The organism is Jeotgalibacillus salarius, assembly GCF_004405125.1.
Taxonomy (GTDB): Bacteria; Bacillota; Bacilli; order Bacillales; family Jeotgalibacillaceae; genus Jeotgalibacillus; species Jeotgalibacillus salarius.
Map to the genome: position 1 here is coordinate 1 of NZ_SORX01000005.1, position 15,295 is coordinate 15,295.

The window sequence follows — 15,295 nt, forward strand, 5'->3', positions numbered from 1 at the left end:
AAATGAATGGTTTATTTTATTGGTTATATACATATTTTAGAATTTCAACAGTCTGGAAAATCCGGAAGAATAATCTTCCGGATTTTTTTTAGAATTTTTTTGGAAACCGCTGCTCCTTTCCGTGGAGGACTGCGCTTTCCGCACCCGTCCGGCCGAGACCCCGCAGACGCGAAGCGGTGAGGAGGCTCGTCTGTCCTTACTGGTGCAGGAGTCTCCGTCCTCCACTACAAGGAACAGCTGAGATGGGCTGTTAAAAATGTGTTATTAAATTCTCATCATATTAGCCTTCTTAAAATTTATTATTTTTCTGCACAGCTGGTGATTGGAGCGTAAGGCGGTGACTCAAGCGCCCGGCCGAGGAAAGCATCCGCCTAATGCGGATATCAACAGCCACTTTAGTAGAGCCATCTTATTAAAATTCACCTTTACAATCTTTACACATGTCATTACACTATTGGAGGGAAGGAGTGAAGGTAATGGGGATTTTAAAGAAAAAAGGCATACATATATCTTTTAAAACTTATTTAATTGATGGTTTAAGCTTTATGGCGCTTGGCTTATTCAGCTCGTTGATTATTGGTCTGATTATGCAGACTGCCGGTAATGAATTAGGAATTACGTTTCTGACTGAGATGGGCGTGCTGGCTATGGGGCTTGCAGGACCGGCCATCGGAGCTGCGGTTGCATATGGTTTGAAAGCACCTCCGCTGGTTTTGTTTGCGGGTGTAATTACTGGAGCGGCAGGTTATGCACTTGGTGGACCTGCTGGAGCCTATGTGGCAGCTGTTGTATCAACTGAAGCCGGGAAGCTGGTGAGTCAATCGACTAAAATTGATATCATCGTAACGCCTTTCGTGACGATTGCAGCCGGGTACGGAATTTCAGCCTTAGTAGGGCCTGAAATTCAGTCATTTATGCAAGCAACAGGACAAACAATTGGCTGGGCAACTGAGCAGCGTCCACTCGTAATGGGGATGCTGGTAGCAGGATTAATGGGTCTTGCACTTACTGCTCCTATATCAAGTGCAGCGATTGCACTTATGCTGGAACTGGACGGTCTGGCAGCTGGAGCAGCAGCAATCGGTTGCAGTGCTCAAATGATCGGTTTCGCAGTTGCAAGTTACCGTGATAATAAATGGGGCGGCTCAATTGCACAGGCAATTGGTACATCAATGCTGCAGGTGCCGAACATTGTCAGGAATCCACTGATTCTGATTCCACCTACAGTTGCCGGTGTTCTGCTTGCGCCAATTGGTACAATTTTCTTCCAGATGGAAAACAACGCTTCGGGAGCAGGTATGGGGACGAGTGGATTTGTCGGTCAGATTATGACGTTTAACACAATGGGCTTTTCGATGGATGTACTTTTAAAGGTAGGGTTATTGCATTTTATTGGACCGGCAGTGATTAGCCTGTTACTATCTCATTACATGGTGAAGGCAGGGATGATCAAGCCTGGCCAAATGAGAATCTCTACTGGGGGAATAAGAAATGAAAAAGCTTGAGTCGATTGAACAATTTAATGAATTGAAAAATTCCGGGAAGCATGTTTTTATGTTTTCTGCTGACTGGTGCCCGGACTGCCGCGTAATTGAACCTATTTTACCGGATGTTGAAAAAAAGTATCCTGACTTTAATTTCATTTATGTTGATCGCGATGAGTTTATTGATATTTGCGCGGATCTCAGCATATTTGGCATTCCGAGTTTTGTTGCATTTGAAGATGGTACAGAGACAGGCAGATTTGTCAGCAAGGATCGCAAAACGCAGGAAGAAATTGAACAGTTTATTGAAGGGTTAAAAGCATCATAATTTGATTTTGATATATGCCTGCCATTACAATAGAAAACTGCGCTTTTCTGCCTCTGGGTGGTAAGCTTCCGTCCTCCACTACAAGTGCTAGCTTAAATAACGAAGTATGGAAATTTTCATCACTTCATCATTCAACCCGGTTCCTAAAGTGAATTGCTTTAGGGCCGGGTTGTTTTCGTGTACAATAGAATGCGGAGAAAAAATATTAATATTGCATCTGAATAAATGAATTTACTGATATATAAGGAGGGGTACCATGGCTGAAAAAATGGACTCTATAAAGATGAAAAAGATTTTAACTGAAAAGCTTGATAAGCCGGATCGCAACATTCGCTACAATCGAGAAAAAGATCAGCTTCGTGTGGAAAACGCAGATACAAAAAAAGGCATTGAGGTTTCTCTCCCAAGTGTTGTTGGAAAGTGGAATGAAAAGAAAGATGAAGCAATTGCAGAAACTGTGTATTATATTAACGAAGCCTTAGCCGTAATGGGTAAGGAAACAGTGGTAGAAGAAGCTGAGAAGCAGATTTTCCCTGTTATCCGTTCGACTTCATTTCCTAGTGAATCTTCGGAAGGCATTCCTTTTGTGTTTGATGAACACACTGCTGAAACCCGCGTGTATTTTGCAGTTGATCTTGGAAAAACGTACCGTATGATTGATCAGCAGTTTCTTGAAAAGCAATCCTGGACAAAAGAGCAGATAAGAGAGATTGCAATGTTTAACGTCCGCTCGCTTAAAACGGAGATGAAAAGAGATGAAGTAGCAGGAAATGTATTTTACTTTCTCAACTCTAATGACGGGTATGATGCCAGCAGAATTTTAAACGAATCCTTTTTAAAAGAGATGGCTTCAAAAATGGAAGGTGAAATGACGATCGCTGTTCCTCACCAGGATGTTTTAATTATTGGTGACATGAGAAACGAAACAGGCTACGATGTACTCGCTCAGATGGCGATGTCATTCTTTGCAGCAGGTCATGTGCCAATTACAGCTTTGTCATTCCTATACGAAGAAGGCGAACTTGAGCCGGTCTTTATTTTAGGGAAAAATAAAAGTAAAAATAAAGGAGATTCACAATAATGAACGTTTTTTATAATGAAAGTGGAATTGGGGAAGTTCTGATTATCAAATTAGGTGAGACACCCCTTCATTCAAAAACTTTTGAACAAAAGGGACAAGTTGTTCAAATTAGAAATATCGAAAATAACGAAGTAACCGGCTATAACATTTTCGGCAAACCTTCTGACAACTTTAGATCAGAAGGACCGGTAGAAATGAATGAAGAAAAATTAAATCAGCTGAACCAGATGATTCAGGAAAGCGGTTTTGACCAAAAGATAGAAGCAGATTTTTCACCCAAATTTGTCGTTGGATATGTTGAAGAAATGGAAAAGCATCCAAATGCAGATAAATTGAATGTTTGTCAGGTGAATGTGGGAGAAGAACGTTTGCAAATCGTATGTGGTGCACCAAATGTAGATGCCGGTCAAAAAGTAGTCGTTGCTAAAGTAGGTGCAGTGATGCCAAGCGGAATGGTGATCAAAGATGCTGAACTCAGAGGCGTACCTTCAAGTGGTATGATCTGCTCAGCTAAAGAACTCGGCCTCCAGAATGCACCAGAGAAGAAAGGTATTTTAGTACTTGAAGAAGGAAATACAGGAGAATCGTTCACCCTATAAATAAGAATCCGTTCTGTTTTTAGAAACAGAACGGATTTTTGCGCCAAAATGACCAATTTTTGTTTAAACCGAGCGGAAAGAGGATAAAACCTGCTAGAATGGATGAGAACACAATAGAAAGAGTGATGTAGATGAACTTAATCCAGAAACTCTTGTCTTTCGTTCAAAGGCAGGAGGAAGAACATATAGAAAAAGATGCGCCCCGGCGTCAGGAGAGCAGTAAAGATCTGCAGACAAAGGTTTCGTATCAATATCCTAAAGGTGAATTCAGATTTCCATTAATTCCAGATGAATCATCTCAAAAAAAAGAACGTGAAGTAAAAAAAGAAAAACAGACTGAAAAATCGAGAATGATAGAAAAAAGCCCTCATGCAGGTCCTTTTAAGCCAACTCATGTGCCATCGCCAAGAGAAAGACCACAAAAGCTTAAACCGGTACATAATGATGAACAGGTTGAATATGAAATTTCGTCATTCAGCGAGCTGAAAAGAGCTGCTGCAAATGAGAAACGTCCGTCAGAAACAAAGAAAACGAATGGTATTTACTCTTTAGATGAACTTAAAAACGAAACTAAAGTTCAGAAAGAAAATCATGAAGAGGAGTTCCAATTAAAAGAACATCCAATACTTCAGGAAAAACCGACTGAGAACGAGCTGAATGATCACGAAGATAAAGAGGCTGATATAGAAAATGAAGCCGACAATACAGGTAAATCTGTTGCACAATCTCCAGATGTAGAATCAGACCCTTCACCGCCCGCCGCCTCGGATGAATCAACTTTATCAGCCGAATTTGCAGAACCGGTTGAAGCTGATGCAATTACACAACCTGTTGAAAAAGAAGAGGTTGACCCTCAAGGAAATCTTGTAACAAATGATGTACAGCCGTCATCAGAGAAAGAAAGAACGCACAGCGGAAGAGTCCCGTTCAACGTCATGATGTTGAAACAGGATAAGCGCAAACGGGCGCCTGAACCATATAATAATCAAAATGTACATCAACCTGAAGTGACTGCTGATGAAAAAAAGCCTGTTGAGATTTTACACGAAGTTGAGGAAGATCTACCTCATTTTATGAAGCCTTCTTTAGATTTACTTGCGCCTCCTGTTCATGGAGAGCCTGATCAGGAATGGCTGGACTACCAGGCTGAGTTATTGAATGAAACGCTCTTCCACTTTAATGTGAATGCGACTGTTAAAAATGTAACGCAGGGTCCTTCTGTAACAAGGTTTGAATTATTTCCTGATAAAGGGGTTAAAGTAAGTAAAATTACAAGCTTAACGGATGATATTAAGCTTGGACTTGCAGCAAGAGATATCAGAATGGAAGCACCGATCCCAGGTAAAATGGCAGTAGGAATAGAAATCCCTAATCCGCACAGCAGACCGGTTGCGATCAAAGAAATCCTTGCGCATGAGGCATTTCAAAACTCAGAATTGACACTTCCGGTGGCACTTGGACTGGATATTGAAGGCAATCCTGTAGTCACTGATATCAGTAAAATGCCCCATGGTTTAATTGCTGGTGCGACAGGTTCCGGGAAGAGTGTGTGTATCAACTCTATATTAATCAGTCTGATGTATCATGCTTCTCCGGATGACGTGAAAATGCTGCTGATTGACCCTAAAGTGGTCGAATTAGCACCGTATAACCATATTCCTCATCTGGTCAGCCCAGTGATTACAGATGTGAAGGCTGCCACTGCCGCACTGAAATGGGCAGTTGAAGAAATGGAAAGACGCTATCAGCTTTTTGCACATTCAGGAGTAAGAGATATTAAACGTTATAATCAGAAAGTGAAAAATGAAGGTAACTATTCACAAAAACTGCCATATCTTGTGGTTGTCATTGACGAGTTAGCCGACTTGATGATGATGGCTCCGGCTGATGTAGAAGAAGCAATCTGCCGAATTGCCCAAAAAGCAAGAGCTTGTGGGATACATTTGCTGATCGCAACCCAGCGTCCGTCTGTGGATGTCATTACAGGCTTAATCAAGGCGAATGTGCCAACAAGAATTGCATTCTCTGTCAGCTCACACGTGGATTCACGGACAATTATCGACAGCTCGGGAGCTGAAAGGCTGTTGGGAAGAGGAGATATGCTATTCCTTGAAAACGGTGCTTCAAAACCTGTGAGACTGCAGGGTACCTTTGTGTCTGACGATGAAATTGATGAAGTAGTTGCCCACGTAAAAAATGAACGGAAGGCTTCATACCTATTTGAACAGGAAGAGCTGCTTGCAAAAGTTGAGTTTCAGGATGAAGAAGATGAGCTTTTAACTGAAGCGTGTGAATTCGTTATCGCACAGGGCGGAGCATCAACTTCTCTATTGCAGCGGCAGTTCAGAATCGGTTACAACCGTGCTGCAAGGCTGATCGATATGATGGAAAAACACGGCTGGATTTCAGAATCCAAAGGCAGTAAACCTCGTGATGTTTTAATGGCACAAGAAGACCTTCACGAGCTTCAGGAAGCAGCAAGAGCTGTAAAATAAACTGTTTATTTGTGCACATTTAGAAACATGTTATAATAACAAAATATGTGCCAGACTTAAAGATAATTATATACCGTCATATGCCGTTCAGGCACTTGACTGTTGGAGGTTCAACCATGACTAGTTTTCACTTTGTAGGAATTAAAGGATCGGGAATGAGTCCCCTTGCTCAAATTCTTCACGATATGAATCATGAGGTACAAGGATCAGATATTGAGAAACACTTTTTTACACAAAAACCTCTTGAAGACAGAGGCATTGACATCTTGCCTTTTAATAAAGAAAATATTAAACCTGGTATGACTGTGATCGCAGGAAACGCTTTTCCGGATGATCACGAAGAAATTCAGGCTGCCAGAGAACTGGGGTTAGAACTGATCAGATATCATAAATTCCTGGGTGATTTTATGAAAAATTATATATCTGTCGGTGTTTCAGGTGCGCACGGGAAAACGTCAACAACCGGGCTGCTCGCACATGTGATGCAGGGAGCTGATCAAACGTCTTACCTGATTGGGGACGGTTCCGGTCAAGGCTATGAGAACAGCAAGTATTTTGCATTTGAAGCATGTGAATATCGCAGGCATTTTCTGTCTTATTCTCCTGATTACATGATTATGACAAACATTGATTTTGATCACCCTGATTACTTCGCTGATATAAATGATGTATTCTCTGCTTTTCAGGAAATGGCGAAACAGGTCAACAAAGGGATCATTGCATGTGGTGATGATGATCACCTTCAAAGCCTTGTTGCAAATGTACCTGTATTGTTTTACGGTTTCAACGAAGAAAATGATTTTCAAGCACGAAATGTAGAGACTTCACCATCTGGTACTGCATTCGATGTTTTTGTGAGAAATGAATATTTTTCATCGTTTGAAATTCCGATGTACGGTGACCATACCATTTTAAATGCACTGTCAGTCATCGCAATTTGCCATTATGAAGGAATTAAGACAGATGTTGTACAAGAACAGCTGAAAACTTTCGAAGGTGTTAAGCGACGCTTTACTGAGAAGCATGTTGGCAGCAGAACGCTTATTGATGATTATGCACATCATCCGACAGAAATTAAAGCAACACTTGATTCTGCTTCTAAGAAATATCCTGACAGAGAAGTCATTGCGATTTTTCAGCCGCACACTTTTACTAGAACTCAAACCTTCCTCGAAGAGTTTGCAACCTGTTTAAAAGATGCGGACCATGTGTATTTGTGTGAAATTTTCGGTTCAGCACGAGAAAACCACGGCAAATTGTCTATTTCAGATTTACAAAACAAAATTGACGGAGCTGAAATTCTTTCCGTTGATGATCCATCTCCACTTGGAAAACATGAAGACGGCGTATTTATATTCATGGGTGCAGGAGACGTTCAAAAGTTTCAGGAATCCTTTGAAGAGTGGATTAAAGAACAATAATGTTATGATGGAAGCCTGGAATATTCCGGGCTTCCTTTTTGCTGTGAATTTTATTTTTTCTGTGAAGGATATTGACTGATCTTTAGAGAATAGGGATAGTAAGCGTTTAGGTATCCAGGGGCAAGGGTATTATCAAATTATAAATAGAAAGGAGCTGAAAGTGATTATGGAAATCTTACTTTATATTAGTGCACTGCTTGCAGCAGGGGGCTTTTTAATTTTGTGTATCAGTCTTGCAGTTACATTAACTGCTGTTAAGAAAACTTTGAACAGCCTTGCTGACACAGTTGCAGCACTTCAAAAGCAGCTTGATGGCATTACAACGGAGACGACTGAACTATTACATAAGACGAATGGATTGGCTGAAGACATTCAAGGTAAATCAGCTAAATTAAATTCTGTTGTAGATGCAGTTAAAGGTGTCGGTACAAACGTCCAGCAATTAAACAACTCGATTGGGAAAATTACACACTCGGTTACGCAATCTGCTGAACAAAATGAAGAAAAAATTGCACAGGTTGTACAATGGAGCAATGTGGCAATGGAAGTCCGTAATAAATGGAAAACGCGTAAGAAAGAATATACGACAACAAATGAGAAGTACCCTGAACCTCAGCGCGCATTGCCCCCAGTTGATGAAAGTCAAAAATAAAACAATGCAGGAGGATCAGTATGGAAAATAATAATCATAACTCAAGAGACTTTATACTCGGTGCGGTCATTGGCAGTATTGCAGGAGCCGTAACGGCATTAATTATGGCACCTAAATCCGGGGGAGAATTTCGTCAGGATTTAAATTCACAGGCCGGCAGACTGAAAGACCGTTCTTATGAATGGAAAGACCAGGCTGTTACGAAAAGTTCAGAAATGGCTGCACTTGCTAAGGAAAAGTCAGCCGTTATTTCTAAAAATGTTCAGGATCAATCTACAGGTGTTGTAGAAAAAGTGAAATCATTCCGTTCTAAAGAAAAATCGAATGAACAGGCTCCGCAGCTGGTTACAGCTAAGGACCCTTCACTGCCGACAGTACACCCTGTAGATCCATTAACACCGGCAACTTCTGAAGAGCCGCTTAGAACAACAAGCAGATAGTTTTGACAGAAGGGAGTGAACTGCATGGAAAAGATCTCAAGTGTAGATCAATTCAATGAAGTTCTGCAAAATGAAAAAGATTTTTTCATTTTAAAGCACAGTTTGACTTGTCCGATTTCTTCTTCTGCTTATAAAGCATGTCAGTCTTTTTCTGAAAATGAAGAAGTAAAACTGGTATATGTACCTATTCAGGAAGCAAGAGAAACTTCCACACATATTGCAGAGGCATTTAATACCCGTCATGAATCACCACAAGTGTTTCACGTAAAAGACGGGCAGCCGGTATGGAATACATCTCATTCCCGCATTACTGAAAAAGCACTTAAAGAAGCAAGTACACGTTAAAAATGCTGGCCACCTGGCCAGCATTTTTTTATGGGTGAATAACGATTTCAAGAGAGTCTCCCGGCATGACAGGAGAGGACAAAGCACATTCTTCCCCATTCCTTTTGATTTCGATTTTACTTGCTGAAACTGGAGGGTTCCAATCAACATAGTTAAATATATCCTGAAAAATCATTCCCTTAGATTCACTTTTTTTAATTTCAAGTGTATCTCCGTTGTGTATATGATCATGGTCATTTAATATCTCCCCATTTCTCATCACTGAAGTCGAGTTAAATTCTACCCGTATCTCCTGATTGTTAAAAAAGATGCTCCCCGAATTGCTGATCAGGTCCAGCGATTTTTTTAAATCAGCTGCTGTCCGGCTAGGAGCAGGAGGAAGGGATAATTTGTCACGATCATGAACAGGACGATCGAGCTTGTTCAAAGGATAAGCGTGTTGATTATGAATAAAAACCTGGTTCCACTGTGGGAAGTAGGTACCTTTGCCGTCAATCGTCAGAAAAAATGTATTTTCATGTTTAGGCAAAACAATGCCAGATTTAGAAAAAGCTTCGGATGCTGTCATCTTTTTCTCAATGGTAATATCATCTCTGTCATGGATATATGTCTCAATATCTTTTTCTACATTGTTAACAAATACCTTCCTCCTGAGGTTTCTATTCTCTCCATTGATTTCAATATTAATTGAAAGTGATTCTTCCAGTAAGTCCTTTATCTGCAGGTGTGATTCTGATCCATCCTGTCCGGATTTAATCAGCAGTTCATCATTCGCTGCAATTGCAGAATCTAAATCACTTTCGTTTCCATTGATAAGTATGGTTGGAGGCAAGCCGTGTGTGCCGGGAAGGGTAACTGTACTGCCATTTATTTTCACGATTTTAGCAAGTCCAGGCTTTCCATACAGCTTTGGTACACTTAATCCTGCAGCAAGCACGGCATCACCTGCTGTTAAATCTCTGATTTCAAAAAGCCGGACATCATGTCCATTCACTTTGACAGGAATATAATTAATTGGCATTTGATTTGCTGCGATTGCGATGCCTGCAGGTGTCACAAGTTCCGGTCCAAGTGTCGTTTCATTATTCAGCTGTAACCCCTGAATCGCTTCAATGCCTCTAACTGCAACTCTGTTTTCAGGCAGATTCAATTGTTCAGCAAGCTTTTCGGTAAGACGCGGAGTGAGACTGCCTCCGCCAACAAGCATAACTGCTTTTGGAGACTGCTGGTGATTAAGCAAAATAATTTCCCTGGAAATAGATGCTGCTAATTTTTCTATTGCAGGAATAAGAGATTCAATCACTGTAAGCTTATCAATGCTCTGTTCAAAACCCAGAATATCGGTAAATGTCACCTGCTCCTCTGGTTCATTCAGTTCTCTTTTTAATTTTTCCGCTTCATTAAAATCCAGCAGAAAATGGTCGCTGAGTGCTTCAGATATTTCGTCACCTGCTACCGGAACCATACCGTATGCTGTGACAGTACCCCCATTCGTAATTGCAATATCAGAGGTACCTGCACCAATATCGACTAATGCTACGTTCAGCCTTCGCATTGATGGGGGAATCAGCACATTAATCGCAGCAATTGGTTCCAGTGTCAGCGCATTCATTCTGAGGTCCGCCCTTTTAAGGGATGCCAATAGTGATTCAACTACAACGCGCGGCAAAAAGGTTGCAATAATCTCTACGCTCGCATCATCACCAAGCTGATCTTCAAGACTGCCTATTTCCTGATGATCAAGTAAATAACGAACGACAGAGTACCCGACACAATGATAGTGCTGACTGTCTTCTTTTGCAGCCGCTGATTCCTGAGCAGATTGAACTGCACTAAGTTCCATATGTAAAATATCCTGTTTAGTCAATGACCGATCAGAGGTGATGTTTTTTGAGAAAGAAGCCCTTTGTGTCTTTAATGCTCTGCCGGCAGCTGCTACAGATACGTCTTTTAAAGGGCCGTGCTTAACTTCAAGTTCACTTTTTATTTCTGATATGAGAGAGGCAACAGCGGGGACATGATGAATCTGACCATCCAGCATCGCGCGTTCTTTATGTTCCTTCTGAATATAATCAACTAGTTCATATTTTGATTGTTCAACATTCATAATTAATCCTACGATCGAACGGGTTCCAATATCCAAAGCAAATAGTTTTTCCACGTGCGCACACCTATCCTTTTACGCTTTACCACTTAAAAGCGTTTAATTAATAAAATGTTTTTCGTGACTTTTTAAAAAACATCATTTATAATGAGGTACAATTGATCAGCTAAAGTTTTTCTCTATCAAAATGTAACACAATTCAGAAAGATGGAAAAGACAGCTAGGCAATCAATGGTATCTTCAGGAGAAAGGAATGTTTTGTTATGACGAATGTTGAATTAGACCAGCTAAGAAAAAAAGTAGATGAGACTAACCTACAGCTGCTAGAACTGATTAATCAGCGTGCAGAAACTGTCCAGGAAATTGGACGCGTGAAAGAAAAACAGGGCATGAACCGTTTTGAACCTGTTCGTGAAAGAGCAATGCTTGACCTTCTGAAGGAACATAACAAAGGACCATTTTTGAATTCTACCATTGAGCATATTTTTAAAGAAATCTTTAAAGCGGGACTTGAGTTGCAAAAAGACGATCACCGTAAAGCACTGCTTGTATCACGTAAGAAAAAAGCCGATGATACAGTCGTAACGCTAAAAGGTGAGAGTATTGGAAATGGTACGCCACAATTTATTTTCGGACCTTGTGCTGTAGAATCATTCGAACAGGTAGACGCTGTTGCTGAGCAAGTGAAAGCCAAAGGGCTTAAGCTGCTGCGTGGCGGTGCTTACAAGCCGAGAACTTCACCATACGACTTCCAGGGTCTTGGCCTTGAAGGACTTCAAATACTGAAGCAGGCAGCAGATAAGCATGATCTTGCAGTCATTAGTGAAATCGTTAACCCAGCGCACATTGAAGAAGCAGCAGAGTATATTGATGTGATTCAGATCGGTGCCCGCAACATGCAGAACTTTGAATTGTTAAAAGCTGCAGGGGCCTCAAAAAAACCGGTTCTTCTGAAGCGTGGCCTATCCGCCACAATTGATGAATTTATCAATGCAGCCGAATATATTATGGCTCAGGGCAATGATCAGATTATCCTGTGTGAAAGAGGAATCCGTACTTACGAAAAGGCTACTAGAAACACACTTGATATTTCTGCTGTGCCAATTCTTAAGCAGGAAACTCATCTTCCGGTATTCGTTGATGTAACTCATTCAACGGGCCGCCGTGATCTGTTACTTCCTACAGCTAAAGCTGCACTTGCAGTTGGCGCAGACGGTGTAATGGCAGAAGTACATCCTGATCCGGCAGTTGCACTATCCGATTCTGCCCAGCAGATGAACTTCGAACAGTTCGATCATTTCTGGGATGCAATTCAGCAATACCTGGGTGTACATGCTAAATAATTGAACAAAATCTGAAGCTTTGTCACAAAGCTTCAGATTTTTTTTGATTTTGTTGAAAGCGCCTTTATAGTCAAGTATGATTGTTTAATCGAGCAATATAGGGTTTATTCTTCGTTTGAAGTGATTTATCGTGTAAAATGAAAATAAATGAAAATGGATCAAAGGAGTGCTGTCAATGAACATCACAATTTATGATGTGGCACGGGAAGCAAATGTCTCTATGGCAACTGTTTCACGTGTAGTAAATGGAAATCCGAATGTAAAACCTGCAACAAGAAAAAAGGTACTTGAAGTAATTGAAAGACTTGGCTATCGTCCGAACGCAGTAGCAAGAGGTCTGGCCAGCAAAAAAACAACAACGGTCGGTGTGATCATCCCGGATATTTCAAATATCTTTTTTGCGGAGCTTGCAAGAGGAATAGAAGATATTGCTACGATGTACAAGTACAATATCATTTTAAGTAATTCGGATCAAAATGAAGAAAAAGAACTTCATTTACTGAATACGATGCTTGGAAAGCAAGTAGATGGCATTGTATTTATGGGTGGAAATATAACGCAGGATCATGTAGCTGAATTTCAACGTTCTCCAGTCCCTGTCGTGATTGCTGGTTCAGTCGAGGAGTCAAATCAGACACCATCAGTAAATATTGATTATTATCAGGCTTCAGTAGACGCAGTAACGTCTTTAATTGAAAAAGGACACAAGGATGTTGCATTTGTCAGCGGACCTTTCCATGATACGATCAATCGCGCAATGAAGCTTGAAGGTTATAAAGCTGCACTTGAGAATAATGATTTGTCATACAATGAAGATTTCGTATTTGAAGGTGATTATACTTATGACAGCGGCCTTGATGCATGGGCAAAGCTGCGCCAGCTGGAACGGAAACCAAGTGCAATTTTTGTAGGAAATGATGAGATGGCGCTTGGTGTTGTTCATGGCGCACAGGATGAAGGCTTATCTATTCCAAATGACGTAGAAGTGATCAGCTTTGATAATACGAAATTGGCACTGATGGTTCGTCCTCAGCTGACATCAGTCGTTCAGCCGCTATATGATATCGGAGCAGTTGCCATGCGTCTGCTAACGAAGCTGATGAATAAAGAATCAATTGACGACCAGACAGTCGTGCTGCCACACAGAATCGAAGAAAGACAGTCAACGAAATAATCTTCATAACCAATATATTAAAGACATTAGTTTTCAGCCGATAATAATGATAGAGCATAGTTACTGGCTAATATAAATTAGTGGTTATTAAACAAGATCAGCTGACTCTCGTAGTGGAGGACGGAGACTCCTGCACCAGTAAGGACAGACGAGACCCCGCAGACGCGAAGCGGCGAGGAGGCTCGTCCGGACGGGTGCGGAAAGCGCAGTCCTCCACGGAGAGAGGCAGCGGTTTAATGAAGCTTTATTATTAAAGCCGGTCGGGGTTTCCTGGCCGGCTTTTATTAAAATGACGGGGAGTTTAGACAATGAAACGTTTTGATGTTTTAACACCTGTTGGCGTGATAGCAGGTATATTTTTAATCGCCGCGGCAATTGCATGGAACAGCGGTACTGATGGGTTTGCATTTTTCTTTCATGTACCATCTCTCTTGATTGTACTTGGGGGTGTAATGGCAGCTTTAACAGTAACTTTTCCGGTCACTGAATTAAAGAGAATTGTGACTGTAATGCTTCAGGCATTTAAGCACCAGCCTGCTGATATGAAAGAGATCGTCAGTCTGTTTATTAAGCTGTCTGAAATCGCCAGAAGAGAAGGGTTGCTTTCTTTAGAAAGAGAACTTGAACAAATTAGAGACCCTTTTATGAAAAAGGGGGTATACCTTGCGATTGATGGTGTGGAAAGTGATACGATTGTAGATATTCTGCAAGCTGAAATACAGTCATTGGAAGAAAGACATAAGCGCAACAGAAGAATGCTTGAAAAAGCCGGTGATTATGCTCCGGCATGGGGAATGCTCGGAACACTGATCGGTCTCGTATTAATGCTCCAGGAATTAAATGATCCTGCAGCGATTGGTCCGAATATGGCAATCGCACTATTAACTACTTTTTATGGCGTCTTACTTGCTAACCTTGTCTTTAACCCAATCGCAAGCAAGCTCGCACAGAAAACAGAGAATGAGATTTTCGTTAAGCAGGCCATCATAGACGGCGTGATTGGTGTGCATCACGGACAGAACCCGAGAGTGCTTGAAGAACAGCTGTCTGTTTACTTATCACAAAATGACAGAATCATTCCTCAAGTGAAAGAGGCGAATACAGATGCCAAGGCGTAAAAGGTTCGTTTCTACAAGTGAAACTGAAAATACAACGCCGAAATGGATGATCACTTTTGCAGATTTTATGATGCTGATACTCGTATTCTTTATATTATTATTTTCAATTTCTCAAGTGGATAGCGCTAAGTTTGATTCAATCTCTCAGTCTTTTAAAAACCAGGGAATCTTTGATCAATCTGACACGGTCATTCCATTTGATGAGGAGTGGCTGGAAGAGGAAATCAGAGAGGACCAGGAGCTGCAGGAGTTGTATGGTGAGATAGATTCATTCCTTGAAGAAAACAATCTGACTGATCAGGTCACGGCATCTGAAACAGACCGGGGAGTAGTGATTACACTGCAGGAGCAGGTACTGTTTGATTCTGGTCAGGCAGAACTGCTGACAGAGGCACAACCTGTATTGAGCTTGATAGGAGAACTGTTAGAAGATATTCCTAACTTTGTCCGGATAGAAGGTCATACAGATAATAGACCAATTCAAACGGAGATCTATCCATCGAATTGGGAGCTTTCCGGTGCAAGGGCAAGTAGTGTTGTTCGTTATTTACAGGAGAGATATAATATCAATCCTGAACGCTTTGCTGCTGTAGGTTATGGAGATACACAGCCGGTTGTTGAAAATAATGGCCCGGAAGGATGGGCTATGAACAGAAGAGTAGAAGTTGTGATTCTTAATCAGTATATAGATGAAGGAGAATCTCAATGAAA

The 15,295-nt window shown here is 41.1% G+C and carries 14 protein-coding genes; 13 read left to right on the top strand and 1 reads right to left on the bottom strand.

Going from position 1 to position 15,295, the window contains the following annotated elements; all coding sequences use genetic code 11:
• The first annotated feature begins 476 nt into the window (after nucleotides 1-476).
• The 9 genes from E2626_RS09415 (at nucleotide 477) to ytxJ (ending at nucleotide 8,845) form a co-directional block, all read left to right on the top strand.
• Complete coding sequence (locus tag E2626_RS09415) at nucleotides 477-1,505, top strand: PTS sugar transporter subunit IIC (RefSeq protein ID WP_244094298.1); 1,029 nt, start codon at nucleotides 477-479, stop codon at nucleotides 1,503-1,505.
• Complete coding sequence (locus E2626_RS09420) at nucleotides 1,492-1,812, top strand: thioredoxin family protein (RefSeq protein WP_134381512.1); 321 nt, start codon at nucleotides 1,492-1,494, stop codon at nucleotides 1,810-1,812. The genes E2626_RS09415 and E2626_RS09420 overlap by 14 nt, the downstream gene beginning before the upstream one ends.
• Before the next feature lie 268 nt (nucleotides 1,813-2,080).
• The gene (locus E2626_RS09425) at nucleotides 2,081-2,893 is read left to right on the top strand and encodes a DUF1444 domain-containing protein (protein ID WP_134381770.1); all 813 of its coding nucleotides are present in this window, start codon (nucleotides 2,081-2,083) and stop codon (nucleotides 2,891-2,893) included.
• A complete protein-coding gene (gene ytpR, locus E2626_RS09430; RefSeq protein ID WP_134381513.1) occupies nucleotides 2,893-3,492 on the top strand; it encodes a YtpR family tRNA-binding protein in 600 nt (199 codons plus the stop codon). The genes E2626_RS09425 and ytpR overlap by 1 nt, the downstream gene beginning before the upstream one ends.
• 131 nt (nucleotides 3,493-3,623) lie before the next feature.
• The gene (locus tag E2626_RS09435; RefSeq protein ID WP_134381514.1) at nucleotides 3,624-5,987 is read left to right on the top strand and encodes a DNA translocase FtsK; all 2,364 of its coding nucleotides are present in this window, start codon (nucleotides 3,624-3,626) and stop codon (nucleotides 5,985-5,987) included.
• Nucleotides 5,988-6,103: 116 nt separating this feature from the next.
• Nucleotides 6,104-7,408 (top strand): UDP-N-acetylmuramate--L-alanine ligase, encoded by a 1,305-nt coding sequence (gene murC / locus E2626_RS09440; RefSeq protein WP_134381515.1) that lies wholly within the window; start codon nucleotides 6,104-6,106, stop codon nucleotides 7,406-7,408.
• Nucleotides 7,409-7,574: 166 nt separating this feature from the next.
• The gene (locus E2626_RS09445; protein WP_134381516.1) at nucleotides 7,575-8,060 is read left to right on the top strand and encodes a DUF948 domain-containing protein; all 486 of its coding nucleotides are present in this window, start codon (nucleotides 7,575-7,577) and stop codon (nucleotides 8,058-8,060) included.
• A 20-nt stretch (nucleotides 8,061-8,080) separates the two neighbouring features.
• The gene (locus E2626_RS09450) at nucleotides 8,081-8,500 is read left to right on the top strand and encodes a YtxH domain-containing protein (protein ID WP_134381517.1); all 420 of its coding nucleotides are present in this window, start codon (nucleotides 8,081-8,083) and stop codon (nucleotides 8,498-8,500) included.
• Between the two features lie 24 nt (nucleotides 8,501-8,524).
• Nucleotides 8,525-8,845 (top strand): bacillithiol system redox-active protein YtxJ, encoded by a 321-nt coding sequence (gene ytxJ / locus E2626_RS09455; RefSeq protein WP_134381518.1) that lies wholly within the window; start codon nucleotides 8,525-8,527, stop codon nucleotides 8,843-8,845.
• Between the two features lie 28 nt (nucleotides 8,846-8,873).
• Here ytxJ and E2626_RS09460 read toward each other — a convergent pair whose 3' ends face one another.
• Nucleotides 8,874-11,006, bottom strand: coding sequence for a cell division FtsA domain-containing protein (locus tag E2626_RS09460; RefSeq protein WP_244094289.1), 2,133 nt, complete (start codon nucleotides 11,004-11,006; stop codon nucleotides 8,874-8,876).
• Nucleotides 11,007-11,212: 206 nt separating this feature from the next.
• Here E2626_RS09460 and E2626_RS09465 point away from each other — a divergent pair, with 206 nt between their 5' ends.
• The 4 genes from E2626_RS09465 (at nucleotide 11,213) to motS (ending at nucleotide 15,293) form a co-directional block, all read left to right on the top strand.
• Entirely contained in the window at nucleotides 11,213-12,292 is a 1,080-nt protein-coding gene (locus tag E2626_RS09465; protein WP_134381519.1) for a bifunctional 3-deoxy-7-phosphoheptulonate synthase/chorismate mutase, read from the top strand.
• Between the two features lie 175 nt (nucleotides 12,293-12,467).
• Nucleotides 12,468-13,466: a catabolite control protein A gene (ccpA, locus tag E2626_RS09470; RefSeq protein ID WP_134381520.1), complete on the top strand. Its 999-nt coding sequence runs from the start codon at nucleotides 12,468-12,470 to the stop codon at nucleotides 13,464-13,466.
• 308 nt (nucleotides 13,467-13,774) lie between these two features.
• Nucleotides 13,775-14,584: a flagellar motor protein MotP gene (gene motP, locus E2626_RS09475; RefSeq protein ID WP_134381521.1), complete on the top strand. Its 810-nt coding sequence runs from the start codon at nucleotides 13,775-13,777 to the stop codon at nucleotides 14,582-14,584.
• A complete protein-coding gene (motS, locus tag E2626_RS09480; RefSeq protein ID WP_134381522.1) occupies nucleotides 14,571-15,293 on the top strand; it encodes a flagellar motor protein MotS in 723 nt (240 codons plus the stop codon). Before motP ends, motS begins: the two co-directional genes overlap by 14 nt.
• The last annotated feature ends 2 nt before the right edge of the window (nucleotides 15,294-15,295 follow it).

Bases quoted from the DNA above. Each gene is read 5' to 3' on its own strand.
- E2626_RS09435 (WP_134381514.1), top strand. From the start codon at position 3,624: ATGAACTTAATCCAGAAACTCTTGTCTTTCGTTCAAAGGCAGGAGGAA.
- murC (WP_134381515.1), top strand. From the start codon at position 6,104: ATGACTAGTTTTCACTTTGTAGGAATTAAAGGATCGGGAATGAGTCCC.
- ccpA (WP_134381520.1), top strand. From the start codon at position 12,468: ATGAACATCACAATTTATGATGTGGCACGGGAAGCAAATGTCTCTATG.
- E2626_RS09445 (WP_134381516.1), top strand. From the start codon at position 7,575: ATGGAAATCTTACTTTATATTAGTGCACTGCTTGCAGCAGGGGGCTTT.
- motS (WP_134381522.1), top strand. From the start codon at position 14,571: ATGCCAAGGCGTAAAAGGTTCGTTTCTACAAGTGAAACTGAAAATACA.
- E2626_RS09415 (WP_244094298.1), top strand. From the start codon at position 477: ATGGGGATTTTAAAGAAAAAAGGCATACATATATCTTTTAAAACTTAT.
- ytxJ (WP_134381518.1), top strand. From the start codon at position 8,525: ATGGAAAAGATCTCAAGTGTAGATCAATTCAATGAAGTTCTGCAAAAT.
- E2626_RS09450 (WP_134381517.1), top strand. From the start codon at position 8,081: ATGGAAAATAATAATCATAACTCAAGAGACTTTATACTCGGTGCGGTC.
- ytpR (WP_134381513.1), top strand. From the start codon at position 2,893: ATGAACGTTTTTTATAATGAAAGTGGAATTGGGGAAGTTCTGATTATC.
- E2626_RS09465 (WP_134381519.1), top strand. From the start codon at position 11,213: ATGACGAATGTTGAATTAGACCAGCTAAGAAAAAAAGTAGATGAGACT.
- E2626_RS09425 (WP_134381770.1), top strand. From the start codon at position 2,081: ATGGACTCTATAAAGATGAAAAAGATTTTAACTGAAAAGCTTGATAAG.
- motP (WP_134381521.1), top strand. From the start codon at position 13,775: ATGAAACGTTTTGATGTTTTAACACCTGTTGGCGTGATAGCAGGTATA.
- E2626_RS09420 (WP_134381512.1), top strand. From the start codon at position 1,492: ATGAAAAAGCTTGAGTCGATTGAACAATTTAATGAATTGAAAAATTCC.